At 41.4% G+C, this 15,879-nt stretch carries 11 protein-coding genes; 4 read left to right on the plus strand and 7 right to left on the minus strand.

Annotation, left to right across the window (positions count from 1 at the left end):
* Positions 1–88: 88 nt before the first annotated feature.
* The 4 genes from CVD19_RS08735 to CVD19_RS08750 all read right to left on the minus strand — a co-directional run bounded on the left by CVD19_RS08735 (position 89) and on the right by CVD19_RS08750 (position 8,119).
* Positions 89–4,300: a 5'-nucleotidase C-terminal domain-containing protein gene (locus CVD19_RS08735; protein WP_374702878.1), complete on the minus strand. Its 4,212-nt coding sequence runs from the start codon at positions 4,298–4,300 to the stop codon at positions 89–91.
* Between the two features lie 671 nt (positions 4,301–4,971).
* Complete coding sequence (gene opuFB / locus CVD19_RS08740; RefSeq protein WP_101581463.1) at positions 4,972–6,486, minus strand: osmoprotectant update ABC transporter permease/substrate-binding subunit OpuFB; 1,515 nt, start codon at positions 6,484–6,486, stop codon at positions 4,972–4,974.
* On the minus strand, positions 6,479–7,447 hold the full coding sequence (locus CVD19_RS08745; RefSeq protein ID WP_101581464.1) for an ABC transporter ATP-binding protein: 969 nt from the start codon (positions 7,445–7,447) through the stop codon (positions 6,479–6,481). Before CVD19_RS08745 ends, opuFB begins: the two co-directional genes overlap by 8 nt.
* A 162-nt stretch (positions 7,448–7,609) precedes the next feature.
* Positions 7,610–8,119 carry a hypothetical protein gene (locus CVD19_RS08750; RefSeq protein WP_101581465.1) on the minus strand — a complete coding sequence of 170 codons (510 nt, stop codon included), beginning with the start codon at positions 8,117–8,119 and terminating at the stop codon, positions 7,610–7,612.
* 436 nt (positions 8,120–8,555) lie between these two features.
* Between CVD19_RS08750 and CVD19_RS08755 the strand changes: the two genes are divergently transcribed.
* From CVD19_RS08755 to CVD19_RS08770, 4 genes are all read left to right on the plus strand, one after another.
* Positions 8,556–9,275 carry a LytR/AlgR family response regulator transcription factor gene (locus CVD19_RS08755; RefSeq protein WP_257985080.1) on the plus strand — a complete coding sequence of 240 codons (720 nt, stop codon included), beginning with the start codon at positions 8,556–8,558 and terminating at the stop codon, positions 9,273–9,275.
* A gap of 239 nt (positions 9,276–9,514) precedes the next feature.
* On the plus strand, positions 9,515–11,743 hold the full coding sequence (locus tag CVD19_RS08760; RefSeq protein ID WP_180953557.1) for an ATP-binding protein: 2,229 nt from the start codon (positions 9,515–9,517) through the stop codon (positions 11,741–11,743).
* 345 nt (positions 11,744–12,088) lie between these two features.
* A complete protein-coding gene (locus tag CVD19_RS08765) occupies positions 12,089–13,267 on the plus strand; it encodes a hypothetical protein (protein ID WP_101581468.1) in 1,179 nt (392 codons plus the stop codon).
* 13 nt (positions 13,268–13,280) lie between these two features.
* Positions 13,281–13,766, plus strand: coding sequence for an SRPBCC family protein (locus tag CVD19_RS08770; protein WP_101581469.1), 486 nt, complete (start codon positions 13,281–13,283; stop codon positions 13,764–13,766).
* Between the two features lie 361 nt (positions 13,767–14,127).
* On the opposite strand, the gene CVD19_RS08775 is transcribed toward CVD19_RS08770, so the two are convergent.
* The 3 genes from CVD19_RS08775 to CVD19_RS24655 form a co-directional block, all read right to left on the minus strand.
* Positions 14,128–14,436, minus strand: coding sequence for a hypothetical protein (locus CVD19_RS08775; protein WP_142383513.1), 309 nt, complete (start codon positions 14,434–14,436; stop codon positions 14,128–14,130).
* Positions 14,437–15,048: 612 nt separating this feature from the next.
* Positions 15,049–15,447, minus strand: a complete 399-nt coding sequence (locus tag CVD19_RS08785; protein ID WP_219620089.1) for a CopG family antitoxin — start codon at positions 15,445–15,447, stop codon at positions 15,049–15,051.
* 102 nt (positions 15,448–15,549) lie between these two features.
* Positions 15,550–15,708: a hypothetical protein gene (locus CVD19_RS24655; RefSeq protein ID WP_180953558.1), complete on the minus strand. Its 159-nt coding sequence runs from the start codon at positions 15,706–15,708 to the stop codon at positions 15,550–15,552.
* Between the last annotated feature and the right edge of the window lie 171 nt (positions 15,709–15,879).

Here is a 15,879-nt window from a genome sequence, read left to right on the forward strand (position 1 = left end):
TAAACTACATAAAAACGCCGGACGGAAATTTCCGTCCAGCGTTTTTTAAGGGCTGCAGCTTATCTTCTTTCGAAAGAATCAAAAAGAGTTAAAACCATTTGAACAATAATCGAAGCAAATAGCGCAAAAGTTCCCTTTGGTCAGTGACCGCGGATCCATCGGCTTTGAAGTAGTACCATCTTCCGTCAATTTTCACAAAGCCTTTCTGCATAACCCCATTTTTATTGAAGTAATATTGTTTGCCGTCAATAGTTTGCAAACCTGTCAGCATGACGCCATCCTCATTGAAATAATACCTTTTGCCTTTGATGTCTGCCCAGCCGGATTTCATGATGCCGGTGGACTCTTCGAAATAGTACCGCTTGCCGTCAATTGTGGCAAAACCTTTTTGCATTGCGCCGTTTGCCGGGTCAAGGTAATACCGGCTGCCATTAAGGTTCAGCCAGCCTGCCGCCATGGCGCCACCCATATTTGGATCCAGGTAATATGTTTTACTATCCAAAGTCAGCCAACCTGTAACCAGGGCCCCATCTGCGTTCGGATCAAGGTAGTATTTTTTGCCTTCTACTTCTACCCAGCCAGTCAGCTTCATACCATTTTTATCAAAGTAATATGTCTTTCCGTCAATTTGTACCCAGCCTGTCTGGATTTGCGGTTCTGCACCGGCATTGATGCGTCCTTCGACTGCCGGTGAAACCGGGCTGTTGTTTTCAAAATAGGTTCTGAGCACTTCATAATCAACAACATACAATTCGTTGATGCGGCCTTCGTCTTTTGCTTTCTTGAAGACGGTATAACCATCACCGCCATCGGCAACGAACGCATTTGTTGCAACGGAGTAGGTCTTGGTCAGGTCGATTTTTTCAAAACCGCCATCGGCATTTTTTACTTCTACGGCCCATACGCGTTCCCCTGCCGGCTTTGCAGGATCGTAGCTGAATTTCAGGCCAGATACCTGCATGAACTGGCCTGCACCTGATTCAACCTTTGAAACACTGTGTTCAAGTGCCTGCCAAATTTCCTCACCGGTCAAATCAAGCGTGACAAGCTGGTTTGCAAAAGGCATCACGGTTAGGACTTCACCTAATGTAACATCCCCAGCATCAATAGAAGCACGGATTCCTCCGCCATTTTGCATCCCAATCGTTGTCGGCACAAATTCATTGGCTTTTTCGACCATGGCATCGGCGATCAAGTTCCCAAGATTGGTTTCCTTCGAGCGGACATCAGCACGCTCGCCATTCAGGACAACTGAAGATTTACCAACGACGGTATTCTTCAATTCGTTAAGCGGAGCCTTTAGCTCTTCGACACGTGCTTTTGCTGCTGCATCTTCAGCATACTTTGACACATCAAGAAGCTTGCCATCCGATGCTGTGACGACACCTGCATCGTCAAAAGTGACATTTAAGGTTCCTAAAAACTTGTGGTATTCATTAGCCTGGACAATGACAGTCGGTTCTTCCTTCTCAATTACAACCGGCTGATCAAGTTTGGTGTGGGAATGGCCGCCAACAATGACGTCTATCCCATCAACGCTTGCTGCGAGCTCCTGATCTGGCCCATGTCCCAGGTGGGAAAGGGCAACGATTTTGTTTACACCCTGCTCTTCCAGTGCTGCAACTGTAGAATCTGCTTTCTCAGCAGCATTTTCAAATACGATGTCATCAGAAGGGTTGGCCAGGAAAGTGGTATCTTCAGTTGTCAATCCGAAGATCCCGACTTTTTCCCCATTCACTTCTTTCACGATTGCTGGATAGATTTTTCCGTCCTGGGCGTTTGTGCTGTTTTCGTTTACAAACAACGGTCCGAGAACTGGATCCTGTTTTACATTCACATTCGCGCTGACGAAAGGGAACTCAGCATTTTTAATAAAGTCGGCCAAAACAGTCGAATCTTTATCAAATTCATGGTTTCCAAACGTCATGGCATCAAAGCCAAGCGCATTCATAAATTCCAGGTCGGCCTGTCCAAGATACTGGTTGAAGTAAAGTGTTCCAGAGAAGACGTCACCTGCATCCACTAGCAATGAGTTTGGCTTTTGGGCCTTGACTTCCTTAACAGCTGTTGTCAGTCTAGGATACTGCTCCACATTTGCGTGACTGTCGTTTGTATGCATGATGGAAAGTGTATAGGGACCATCTTCGAAATCAAGCTGGGTCATGACTGGGTCATGGTCGCTCACCCGGCCGTGCGCTTCCATGAATGGGGAATTGATATGGACAATGTCAATTTCAGCGCGTTCGGATAGATTATTGGAAACAAGTAGATGGTCCAGCACCTGGGAATTCCCTTGATAGTTATACGTAAATCGTTCTGCAGCAGGAACTTTTTCTATTAAATTTGTTAAGACGTCGCCTTTCAAAGCTTTTAAAGGGTTGGAGAATTCGAAGTCGTTCAAGTCACCAAGAACAACGATGTTTGCATCTGCGTTTTTGCTTTTAACATTCGCTACAAAACCGTTCACTGCATTGGCGATTTCCATCCGCTGAGCTTCGCTGCCAAGGACCGGCGGCTGGTTCTTCCCAAAAATTGGCTGGTCTCCGCCTTTGGAGTTGAAGTGGTTGGCTATGACGATCACTTCTTCGCCATTAAAAGTAAATTCAGCAGCCAACGGCTTTCGGCTTGAATTGAACGCCGGATTAGCTGGGTCAATACGGCCCGGATTAAGGGTTAATGAGCCGTTTTCATAACCAACCCCCTGGGTTGCCGTTCCTTTTGGCGCTTCTGCCAGTTGGACACGGTCAGGATTATAGATGAATCCAACGCGGATGTTACCGTTTGGTGCCCCGCCATCCTGATCGTTTTCAGGTGCGATATCTGTCCAGGAATATGTCGGCCCGCCGTTTGCCGCAATTGCAATTATAAGAGCCTGATAGTTCTGGGAAGCATCTGTTTCACCAGCAGATTCACCATTATTGTCCTGGACTTCAACCAATCCGATAATGTCAGGAGTTTTAAGGTTATTAACAATCGACTCAGCGATTTTGTCTGTTTTTTCGGTTTCGGCTGCCGTGTAATTCTCCATATTGTAGGTGGCAACAGTAAGCTTTTCTTCATTTTTTACAATCTCTGTTACCTCACGCTGATAACCGCTTTCCACAAGTGGCGGCAAAGCTGCTTTATCAGTCAGGATTTTATAATTTTGGTATGAGTAGCTGACTACACCTGTCACTGTTCCGTTAAACTTATCGCCTGTTTTGGACACAAAATTCCTGTCGCCGAAAAGAAGGTGCAATCTTTCCGGGTTTGCGTTATCTTTCGCAAGTGGAATGCCGCCTGGAGTCGTATAAACTTTTCCTGGAACTTTTTCAGTAATCACAGGAATTTCCCCGTATTTTTGCGGAGCGACAGCAGTCGGGCTTTCCAGCGCTACACGCATTCCCTCAATGCTTTCGTAAAAATCAATTCCATCCTGTTCGGGATCGAAAGTGCCGAATTGGTCGTTATCAACAATCTGTGTTGGAGGTATGACGTCCTTGCCGATGACAAGGGCTGCCGGAAGCTCCTGGCGTGACGCTTTTACCGTCACAGAACCATTCTGGGCATTGATTTCGGTCATCGCGAGGTCTGTCTTCAGCTTGTCGCTGTAACCATCCAGAACCCATTCTTTAACAAGTCCATTCACCGCTGCAAGGTCTCCAACAGCAGCGCGATGGCTCGGCTTATAAACAAGGATCCCTTCAGACGTATTGGCATTACCGTCCGGAGCTGGGTCCTGCATGTAGAAGTTGCTTCCATCCACCACATGGGTGACGATTCCCTCTACACCTTTTACATTTTGGTCCTTGTAAGGAGAATTGTGGCCTGCTCCCTGGATGTCGTGGATTTTCAGGCCTTCTATCCCCTCAAAACTGCCTGGGTCTTCAGGTTGTTCTCCTACAAAGCTCATCGCGGTCGGAGACTTCAATCCTGGTACAGTAAAATATGCTTCTAAAGATCCTGTTACTAAAATCTCTTTCCCCAAATTTTCAGGGTGGCCGTACAAGTTAAATTTATCACGGAACGCACCCGACGGAAGTTGAACCGGAAGTATTTTGTCCGGATCTCTCTCATCCGCACTGTCCGCAATCGCTATATTGGTAGTTTGATTGCTCGTAAAAGGAGCAGTAAATTGATAATTCTTGGTGCCTTTCGTATACCCGACAATATACCCCTTAACAGTAGCCGTTCCAGAGTTGTTCGCGATAGCCTTGGCAACTGTGATCGGCTCAGCCGCACTGGCGCTCTGCACGAAAGGTATGATAGTACTGGCTAGCAAGGCAATAACCATCGTTAAAATAAACCATTGCTTCTTGATTATTCTCAATGCCATTTCCTCCAATATAATAGTTTTTACGTTCAATTCTGTATTCAGCCGGGGATTCTAGTGATACGATAAGCACACATCTTAAAAGGAAAATCGACAATAATTTCCACTGACCAGACTAATGCAGGGATAAACTGGGAGGCTGTCCTTCAAATAGCGATATCTCCAGAACTATCGTTTTTGTATCAGCGGTTCACCTCTTCTTTCTTCACAGTTTAAATCTATTTTATCCGTAACTAATTTTAAGATAAAAGCAAGGCAGAATCTATAGATTTTCAATCATTTACAAAATTTTCGTAATGTTTTAACAATATTTAAAACCATAGTCCCGTTCTTATTTTTACAACAATATATCAATTTACCTACAATAAAAATATAAAAGCATCTATTGTCACATGAGCCGAATTTTATCAAAAATAATCTTCAAGGAATCTGGCCGGAATAAGAAAAGCGCAAGCGCCTGTCCAGCCCCGACAGGCATAAGACGCATCACGGAGGATAATCCTGATTTCCGTAGTGAGGTGGCTTATGACCCGAGGGGCTAGGCGCTGGAGCTGGACACTGGTCTAACTAAAAATTTTATATTTTATACATTCTTATGTTTTTAAAAAACCTCGATCCTTTCATGTCGAAAGGAATCGAGGCTTTTAAGCATCATAATCTTATAGAAGTCCTTCTTTTTCAAGATATTCTTTGGCAACTTCCGCGGCGCTCTTGCCTTCTGCATTGACTGAATAGTTCATTTCCCGCATTTCATCGTCTGTAATTTTGCCGGCAAGTTGGTTTAAGGCCTCTACCATTTCCGGATATCTTTCTGCAGTTTCTTTCCTTAGCAGCGGGGCACCCTGGTAGGGTGGGAATAAGCTTTGATCATCTTCCAGCACAGTAAGATTATATTGTTCCAATTCACTATCGGTCGAATATGCATCTACCAGGTTGATATCGCCAGCTTCAACAGCCTCGTACCGGAGCTTCGGTTCCATCGTGATTACGTTCGCGAATGAAATTCCATAAAGCTTTTGAATCCCGCGGTATCCGTCCTCGCGATCAACGAATTCCAAAGTAAAGCCGGCCTTGATGTTTTGCTGTACATTTTTAAGGTCGGAAATTGTTTTTAAACCGTATTGTTCTGCTAATTGCTTTGGCACTGCCAATGCATAAGTATTATTAAATTGCATCGGCTGCAGCATTCCCATATCAAATGCTTTTAACATCCCATTTTTTGCTTGTTCATAAACTTCTTCCCTGTCTGTACTTACGGCTGTTTCCTTTAAAAACTCAGAAATGGCTGTGCCAGTAAACTCAGGGTAAATATCGATGCTTCCTGTTTTTAATGCGTTAAAAACAAATGAGGTTTTTCCGAATCCCGGTTTCAACTCAACATTTAAATTAGTTTCTTCCTCAATAAGCAACTTGTACATATTGATGAGTATTTCCGGCTCTGAACCCAGCTTTCCCGCGATCACGATATCTTTTTGTTCGTCTCTTGTAATGAAAGGAAGGATCATGATAAGCAACGCTGCAGCAGTTATGATTCCTAAGGTAGCCATAGATTTCTTAAAAGATAACTTTTCAAATCTTCGGAGCAGCACGTCTAAAAGGATTGCCAGAAGCGCAGCCGGAACAGCACCAAGAATAATGAGAGCAGAGTTATTCCGGTCAATGCCCAGCAGGATAATATCTCCCAATCCACCGGCACCAATGAGAGCAGCCAGCGTTGCTGTCCCTACTATTAAAACCATCGCTGTCCGTATCCCCGCCATAATGACAGGCATAGCGAGAGGAAGCTCTACCTTTATTAACCTTTTCCGATTATTCATACCCATCGCTGTTGCTGCTTCAATCAACGAAGGGTCGACTTCTTTAATCCCTGTGTATGTATTTCTCAGTATCGGAAGGAGTGCATAAATGACAAGTGCAATAATCGCGGGAACCCTCCCTATGCCTACCAATGGGATCAGAAGCCCGAGAAGAGCCAGCGACGGAATGGTTTGCAATACCGCTGTAATTCCAATAATGCTTTCGGCTAATCGCCTTTCCCGTGTTAAATAAATGCCCAGCGGGATTGAAATAATGACTGCAAAAAAGAGGGCGATAAACGAAATCTGAATATGTTCGAGCAATGCACTTGCAAGGTCTCCCCGCCGTTCTGAAAAAACATCAGCTAAATTATCCATTGTCTTTGCCTCTTTCCTGCAAACGTTCAGCCAAATAGTGAATGACTGATTGCCGGTCAATCGTGCCGATGATCTCCCCGTCTTTTTCAACTGCTGTTAAGTCGTTATGTTTTAGGTTATCAAGCGTCTCCTTTAAAGAAGCTGAAGATGGAAGGGCTCGTTCAGAAGACAATATATTCTCTGTTTCGGACATTCTACTCACCATTTGTTCAAGATCAATTTTCTCATCTAATAACATTTTCTGATTTCCGATGAATTGTCTTACAAAATTATTGGCCGGGTTTTGCAGGATATCGCTTGGCGTCCCCAACTGCACAACTTCCCCGTCCTTCATGACACAAATCCTGTCCCCGAGCTTCAACGCCTCTTCCATATCATGCGTAACAAAAACAATGGTCTTATTGATGGTTCTTTGCAGCTCCAGAATATCGTCCTGCAGTTTTTCCCTGCTGATCGGATCAAGTGCGCTGAAAGGCTCGTCCATTAAAATAATCTCAGGATCTGCAGCAAGAGCGCGTATCACACCAATTCTTTGCTGCTGCCCCCCTGAAAGCTCCGCGGGTTTTCGGCCGCGGTATGTATCCGGCTCCAGCCCGACCATTTCCAACAGCTCATCAATCCGTTCCTCTATCTTTCTGCGGTCCCATTTTCTTAGCTCAGGAACAATTGCAATGTTTTCTTCAATCGTCATATGAGGAAACAGGGCGATTTGCTGAAGGACATAGCCGATATTCCAGCGCAATTCGTGAATGTCATAATCACTGATCATTTTGCCCTGGATGAAAATTGTCCCGTTAGACAGATCAATTAAGCGATTGATCATTTTAAGGGTTGTCGTTTTGCCGCATCCGCTCGGCCCAATCAGCACAAAAAATTCGCCCTTCTTAATTTCCAAGTTCATATTTTTTATTGCAATGCTGCCATCAGGATAATGCTTTGAAACGTTGTCGAACTGAATCATTGACTGGCCCCCTTTATGTGTTCGGTTGTAATAATATTTTAACAAATAAACGAATAACCAGGAAAATTCTAAATGCTCGCACAAAACTATGAAACGAATTAAAGGACCGTTTTCAACGATCCTTCTTTGGTATTTTGGTTCCTTATTTGAATCACCTGGTTTTTAGTGTTGTGGATTCGTTTCGAACGATATCATTTTGCCGTCCTTGTCCTGGAACACAATTGTTTTCAGCTTGAAGTTGCTGGCACTGCTGTTCACGTATTCCCAAACAGCACTGGCTGCACCTTTACGCGCATTGACATCAATAGCATCACTATTTCGTATGGTGAGCTTCTCGCCCGTCACTTGCATATTTTCAATTAGCTGGTACCATGAAACGCCCGGAAAATTTTCTGCCAAATAACTCTTTATTGCTTTCGTCCTGATTGCATTTTTTTCTTCCTGTATCGGATGGATTGGAATGTCGGGGATGTCTTTTTCGTCAATTTCACCACTATCCTGGTTCTCCGGCTGCATCGGAGCTTCGGCTTGTTCTGCGTTTTCTCCGTTATGGGATTTTTTCACTTTAGGGGATGCCTCCTCTTTTACTCCACACGCACTTGAAAAAAAAATCAATGGTATTGCCAGGAACGCACAAAGCTTTGATACATGAGAATTTTCCATTGTCTTCATACCGATCCCCCTTTCACCATATATATTTCCACCCCAATCCCTGAATAACCTTTTTTAGAACAATTATGGTACGACATTGATTCAACTTTGGCAAGCGGCATGCCGGTATCGTTGGGCAAAGGGTATTTGTTGTTTTTCATATATAATATATAAAAAGATTCGAAAAACATTTGACCACCACTGTCCCCCCTTGCCACGCAACTAATGATTCCAACTCAGCTGGAAATGATATGCTTATACACTTGCTCTTTAACAACATTTACCGAACAAAATGAGCGGATTTCCCCTTGCGCTGTTCCTCATGTCTGCTAAAGTATTAGTATTACGACAAATTTCGACTTATGGGTAGCCTGCCAACACTTGCAGCTAGCCATTTTCATGTTACTTCGTAGGATAAAACATGTTTAGAGATAGGAATCGCAAAACACAAAAGGGGATGTCTGATTTGAAAATAGTAATAGCTGAAGATGATCCTTCATTGAGGAAATTGTTAAAACATTTCATTAAACATCTGGTTAAATATGAGATTATCGGAGAAGTATGCAATGGTGAGGAATTGATTGAATTTGTCACAACAAAAAAACCGGAGATCGCACTAGTCGATATCGGCATGCCTGAGCTGAATGGCATGGAAGCCATCAAGTCCTGCAAGATGCTTTTTCCTGGGTTGCAGGTCATATTTATTACCGGGAATGAAGAGTATGCGGTAAGGGCTTTTGATGTAGGTGCCGCAGATTATATTGTAAAACCGGTTGAAAGAGCAAGGTTATATACGGCTTTGCAAAGGGCATCAGAGCGTTTGAAAGCCAACAAAGATACTGGAAAAAAAGATTCAAAGAATCTATTGATTAAACAATATAACCATATGACGTTCATCCCCTTTGATGACATCTTTTTTATTGAACGAACCGAGCGCAAAACGGTGATCCACACCCGGAATCAACAATTTGAAATTAATGATTCATTGACCAATTTACTGAAAGTCCTCGATTCCAGATTTATGGTTTCGCACAGATCCTACATTATTAACTTATCATATTTAAGCAGGGTTGAAGCATATGGGAATATGTATAAAGCATATTTTAACGGTTACGATGAAACGGCCAGGATAGCCAAGCAAAAATTGCCAGAAATTCAGTTGAACAAATCTGTTTAACATACTATATTTTTAAAACCCCACAGGATTACCTTTCCCCCGTATGTGGAACCCTTCCGGAAATACCTTACCCTAAATGGGAAACAGAATATATTTACTAATCGTGATACATGAAACATTGATGGTGCAATGCTGTAGAACCATTCTGATGTGCTACACAACATACAGGAATACACCTGTTAAAGGAGCTAGTTTTACTCATGTTTTTTATCTCGCCAATAGACTTCAGGAATACAGGAATGATATATAAAGTCAAAAAGATTGGCAATGAATTTATCCATACCTCTTGTGATGGAGAAATGCTTTATCAGCTGGGGCTTAAACCCCAGGATATCATCGGAAAACGGGTGCATGAATTTTTTCCGGCTGAATTCGTCAAATCAAAGCAGGATTTTTTTCAAAAGGCTTGGGCCGGGGAATTCCTCCAGTATGAAACCCGCTTTAACAATGTTCATTATTTGACCACCCTAAGGCCAATGTTCGAGGACGGAAAAGTGGTTGAAATTGTCGGCACTTCCATCAATATATCCGAAATAAAAGCCAAGGAAGAACAAATCCGCGAAACGGAAATGTTGTACCGGTCTGTCGTAACAACAATGATGGAAGGAATATTGATTTTAGAACAAGATGGAAAAGTTACACCATTAAATGAAAATGTTGAAAAATTAACTAGCATCGTCGCAGGCAGTTACGACCCTGAAACTGCTGCACAATTCGGTTTTGAGATTTTCAATGAAGCAGGAGACCCAATACCGCCTTCCCAATGGCCAGGTTATAAAACAATTGAAACAGGGCTTCAATTTCAAAATGTGATATGTGCCCTTAAGCGGGATGGACAAACCAGGTGGTTTTCCCTCAACTCAAAGCCTATTACTAAATCTGGTCAAAACGCAGCTCTCGTTTCATTCTTTGAGATTACGAAGCAGAAAGAACAAAAATTGCAGATGCGGGAGTCATATGCTTTCCAAAAGACACTTCTTGAAAATTTGGATAATGGCATTGTTGCGACCGATCAAAATAGGGTAATTACTCTCACAAATAAAAAAGCACTTGAAGTGCTCGGACTTCCTGGGGAAATTGAAGATTATATTGGAAAGCCCTCACCTGATTTTCATCATATATGGAAAAATAAAGCAGCCATTAACCAACTAGTTATAAATACGATGCAAAAAGGAATCAGACTCACCGATGAAGTGGAAACAATAGATGGTAAAACCATTGAAGCGAGATATATCCCGTTTAATTTTGATAAAAAATTCAGCGGCCACATCTTTGAGTTTGTGGATATTTCCAAACGAAAAAAATTAGAAAGAAGCTTGATCAAGGCGAAAGACGCGGCCGAAAAGGCAAATTTGGCTAAATCGGAATTTTTGTCGAACATGAGCCATGAGCTCCGGACTCCCCTCAATGGCGTTCTTGGTTTTGCCCAGTTGTTGGAGTTGGATGGTTCTCTAAATGAAGAACAACTTGATTATGTCCAGGAAATAGTAAAAGGTGGCCAGCATCTCCTGCAGTTAATCAATGAAATATTGGACTTGTCCAGAATCGAATCAGGCAAATTAAAAATGAACTTCGGTACTGTACCGGTCCATAAAGTGATTAGTGAATGTATCAAAAACATTGAACCAATAGCAAGGAAAAAAAACATTATGATTCGAACTGAATTCGATCAATGCAGAAGAGTTTTTGTCATGGCCGATCCAATACGCCTCAAGCAAATATTGCTCAATCTTCTGGACAATGCCATAAAATATAACCGCCTGAATGGAGAAGTCATCGTATCGGCATGTATTAAAGCGGATAAATTGTTCATTCATGTAAAAGACACTGGTGGAGGGATAACCGAAGAAGAGTATCGCAAGGTTTTTATGCCATTCTATCGTGTTGATGGCACGGATGCAGAGGGCGCCGGCATTGGATTGCCTCTTGTAAATCAATTAGTGACCTTGATGGGCGGTGACGTAGGTGTAGCCAGCGTTGTAGGTGAAGGAAGCGATTTTTGGTTCAGCCTCAACATAGAAACGAAGGATGGGCGTCAGACAGATGTTCACACCGAGAGATTACAAGTGAACCTTAACTACGGAAGGCAAATCCATGTTTTATATGTAGAAGACAATGAATCTAATATTCACTTACTGGATTGTGTGTTTAATGCAATACCGGACTATAATCTAGTCATTGCCCGTACCGGGGAAGAAGGATTGCTTGCAGCGGATCAAATAACTTTCGATTTAATACTGCTGGATTTTAATTTGCCTGATATATCCGGACTGGAAGTGTTTTACCGATTAAAAGCAATTACAAAAACATCGGAAGTACCGATAGTGGCCTTAAGCGCAAATGCCATGCCAAGCGACATCAAGAAGGTTCTTGAAATTGGTTTTACCAGTTATTTGACAAAGCCGCTGGACATAAAGCATTTTCTCAATATTTTAGAGCGTATTGTTGAACCCACCAGCATAAATTAATGAAATACGAACACTTCATATGCTGCCTAATATCTAAAGCAATAAACCACCCTTCTTCATTGTCACGTAAAAAGAAGGAACCTGCAGAATTTTTCTACAAGTTGCTTCCTTTTTATCGGTTCGGTTTTGACTGCCTGCCGGAACCGAGCTAATACGGTTTCTTCCAGCCCATTTTGCTTTTTACAGACCTTCACCCGTTCACGTTTACGGAAACCCTCAAGCCTCCAATTTGCCGGGGGCTTTTAATTTTTCTAAAATGGTGATAAATCGATATTTTCGCGGTTGGGGGAGCATATATGAATTTTGCGTCCATTATATCAATCTGGCGCCAAAAGGGAACTTATTATGGCTAAAATCAATCATAGCATGCATTTGGATTTGCTTGAACAATTCTCGTTTGGTGATGAAATCGATACATACAAGATTGCCAGTGATCTGGTGAATGTCATGTATGCTATATACCAAACAGAGCTTACTTCAAAAAACCCTTCTCCCAGGAAGAGAAAAATAGTCGTCCCTGTAAATGATATGTTTCTATGGGTGTCATTAAAAACGGGCATTGAAGATTTACTAAACTGGATTTATGGGGAATCCTTTGAGTTGAAGTTTGAACAATGCACCACTTTCCTGCTGCCCGAACCAAATTTAATCCCCGACTCCATATACATGAAAGAGGCTGTGACGGTTTTTTCTGAAAGTCTTGATTCACTCGCTGGTGCCTTCAACAATTATTCAAATGGAATAATAAGCGATTATGTAGCTTTCGTTACGAATAATGAAGAAGCAAAAGCACACGCCGACCTGAAAAATGTTTATCAAACGTCTTGTCCTGACTCTGTTATTCATATTGCAAAGAAGAAGTCCCTTTCTAAAAGGGTTCATCATTCAGCTGCAAGACCGCTGGTTCATTTGTCGTTGGCTACAGCAAAAGCACTCTCGAACCATTCTCATCAAGTGTTCGCTCACCAAAATGGGATGTCAGTTTTTAATCCTGAGTTTGGCAGTCAATATTCTGCAAAGACCATTTTACTTTATAATCGCATATTGAAAGAAATAGGCGTTGATGTTAAGATATCCAACTCATTTGCATTCCTTACTTTGGGTGAAGTCCTGAATAATATGGACAGCAGATTTAAAGCTGAGATCAAGAAAACTGTTACATGCCACAATATCTCAATCAATCCAGACAAGAACAACAGAGCCCATTGTGGCATATGCCTGTCATGCCTTCTCAGAAAAATTTCTCTTGCCGCCTATGGTTTAGAGAAACACGATGTGATTTATCATTATGATTACGGTATAAAAGTTTCCGATATTTTGGTAGATGAACATAGGGAAAAATATAACTCAAACATCAACCATCTGCTCGACTATGGAAAGGAAAACCAGCAGGGCAGAATTTACGTAGATTATGACATGTCAGAACATGATTATGAACCCAATTTCCAGCAAAAAATAAAACAGATGATACATAAATTCAATGGCGAATTTGAACGGTTTTGGGCAAAATATCCAGCAAAATAGGAGGAAACAATCAATGTTAGCTGTATTGAAGAAAATTGAGAGTGGCTACTTAGCCCGATATGATCGTCCATTAAAACATCCAGTGGAAAAACTGTGGGCTGCTTTGACAGAGAATGATAAGCTGGCAAACTGGTTCCCGAACCTTCAAGTACAAGAACTTCGAGAAGGAGGTACCATAAAATTTGATATGAAAGATGGTTCCGGGACGTTTATTGATATGAAAATTTTAGATTATGAACTTCATTCTGTCCTGGAATTCACATGGGGCAATGATCGCGTCCGATTTGAATTATACCCGAATCCTGATGGCTGCCTGTTGGTGTTGAAGGAGTTTATTAGCACATTAACCGATCATACCCCAAAAGACTTGTCAGGATGGCACGTAACACTGGATGTTTTATCTGCATTGCTGGATGGGCGTCAGATGGAGTTCCCCAAAGGCGAGTGGGAAAAATGGCATGAGAACTATATTATTGCCGTGAAACAGCTGAAAAAATGAAATATACGGCTGTCAGGTCAAAATCGACATAAACCAATGCATATTACCCACAATCTACCTATGCATCAGCTTAAATGCATTTCGTGGAGTCCGAAGGCTTTATGAAACTTTTGGTTACCATGATATTCTAAATGATGGAAAAACATTGATGTTTTAAGATTGCCTATACCATACAGAATTAGGAATCGCTGCAAGGATAAAAAAGAACCATGACGTTTTGTGTGCCGATTGGATTAATTTTGTATGGGGTAGCTCTTGCTTTTATATCAATGTTGGCCCCTTCTTTTTATGTGGGAATTTGAGAAAATGATAAATTTGGTCATATCTTTAGCTTAAATTATTATCTGTGGAGTAATTTATCCTAAAGTGTCTCTTCTTTCAGTTGTTTATGTGAAGAATCCATTGAAATCAATATAATAGCAGTAAGCACTAAAGCATGAAAAATATTAAACAAAAACACCCCCGTAATTTGTGCTATATCCTCCGCCGCTGATTTATCGCTGACATAACTATAGGCCAGCCTGATAATGTTTTCTCCATGGTTATCCATTAAGTGATTCAGCCAAATTTCACGATTTGTATTGATTAAATAATTATCTTGTGTCTCAGTAAAACTTGTTGCATTGCAATGATTCGTGACCATCACCTCCTTACCCTTTTTTCTATACATTTGACGGTACTCATAGAATTTTGGTTTTTAATTCTGGTAAAATATTTTTCAGACTGCCGTAATTGTCCATACTTTTCTTCAACACAAAATTATAAAGACCGCCATAATGGACGGTCTATTTTTCATATTGCCTGGCACCCAGTTTCACTCTGAATTCATTTCGACTGATATGGGGAGATATGAAGAGGTAAAATAGTTTACAACATCGTTCATTTAAAAGGCGAGGGCCATTTCGGCCATCCCCCAGAATATAGTAGAATGATTCCCCCGATAATATGCCTCTGAAAAATTCACTGATTGTAAGTACAATTTTAACGAAAATAAAAACAACTCTTCCTTCTTGTAGTAAAACACAAGCGGGAGGGGCACAGTACGAGTAGAACAACGAAAGATATGCACATTTCTAAGAAACCACATATGAACCCCCTCAAATGAAGAAAAGATGCTTTTATCTAAAGCAACATTAATAACATGTGGATACTTCCATATTTCAATTATAAGACAATCAAGGGCTAAATTTGTTGTTCATACTGTTTTTAGCAGCAACTGTATTTTTAATGTAGTCTAAAAAAATCATTTCAGCACACAAAAAACCACCTCATAGGTGGTTCGTTAGGTCAAAATCTTTTCTCTTTTTTCTTCTTCATAGACTCTTTCTGCCACAAATTGCTTTAACAGTGTCTGGTAAGGAACATTCTTAATTTCCGCAACTTTTTGTAGTCTTACCAATAAATCATTTTCGATTCTAAGGTTAATCGGTTTTGTAGACTGTTTCCTTGGCGGAGGGAGGTCGTCATCTTCATCTTCGATATAGGTCTCTTCCAAAAGCTCTTCACTCATGGCATGTGTATTCCAAAATGTAAAGGTTTCTTCTTCGGTCATGTTTTCCGGAATTTCACTTAGCCCATGAATAATGATCTTGCCCAATTCGTCACGTTCCTTTTCTTCCGATGAATTCGCTTTTGATTCGTTTTCAAACCTGTTTTGAATCATCTCTTTTCTATCATCCATTTTTTTATCTCCTTCTTCGGTTGTATGATCTTCTTTCCGTCTCCGTGGCATCCCATCCTGTGATTGGCCTGATTTTTTTCTCCCTTTTTCTAAACACTATGGCTAGAATACGGCCCTCTTCTCTCTTGCCAATAATTTTTTTATTCCCTCCATGGGCATTATGAACGCATCGGTCCGGGTCATAAAAACTTCTTCCGCTTCCTGTGGTTCAATATCGTGACGAAAAATATGGTGGATATTATCCCTGTCCCAATCAAACACCGGACCCACTCCCGCCAATTATATGTGTATATACCCTTGTACATGCATTTTATACCCATTTTTTGTATAAGGCAATTACCGCATATTTACTAACGTTTAGTTTCAAATTAGTGTATTAATTCAACATAGCCAAATCACTTCGATAATGTGATGTTACAGTGAATTTTTTAG

Origin of the sequence: Bacillus sp. T33-2, from assembly GCF_002860205.1 — a bacterium.
GTDB lineage: Bacteria > Bacillota > Bacilli > Bacillales > Cytobacillaceae > T33-2.

Excerpts from the sequence above, each read along its gene's own strand:
- opuFB (WP_101581463.1), bottom strand. The coding sequence starts at position 6,486 with ATGGATAATTTAGCTGATGTTTTTTCAGAACGGCGGGGAGACCTTGCA.
- CVD19_RS08745 (WP_101581464.1), bottom strand. The coding sequence starts at position 7,447 with ATGATTCAGTTCGACAACGTTTCAAAGCATTATCCTGATGGCAGCATT.
- CVD19_RS08750 (WP_101581465.1), bottom strand. The coding sequence starts at position 8,119 with ATGAAGACAATGGAAAATTCTCATGTATCAAAGCTTTGTGCGTTCCTG.
- CVD19_RS08755 (WP_257985080.1), top strand. The coding sequence starts at position 8,556 with ATGTCTGATTTGAAAATAGTAATAGCTGAAGATGATCCTTCATTGAGG.
- CVD19_RS08760 (WP_180953557.1), top strand. The coding sequence starts at position 9,515 with ATGATATATAAAGTCAAAAAGATTGGCAATGAATTTATCCATACCTCT.
- CVD19_RS08765 (WP_101581468.1), top strand. The coding sequence starts at position 12,089 with ATGGCTAAAATCAATCATAGCATGCATTTGGATTTGCTTGAACAATTC.
- CVD19_RS08770 (WP_101581469.1), top strand. The coding sequence starts at position 13,281 with ATGTTAGCTGTATTGAAGAAAATTGAGAGTGGCTACTTAGCCCGATAT.
- CVD19_RS08775 (WP_142383513.1), bottom strand. The coding sequence starts at position 14,436 with ATGTATAGAAAAAAGGGTAAGGAGGTGATGGTCACGAATCATTGCAAT.
- CVD19_RS08785 (WP_219620089.1), bottom strand. The coding sequence starts at position 15,447 with ATGGATGATAGAAAAGAGATGATTCAAAACAGGTTTGAAAACGAATCA.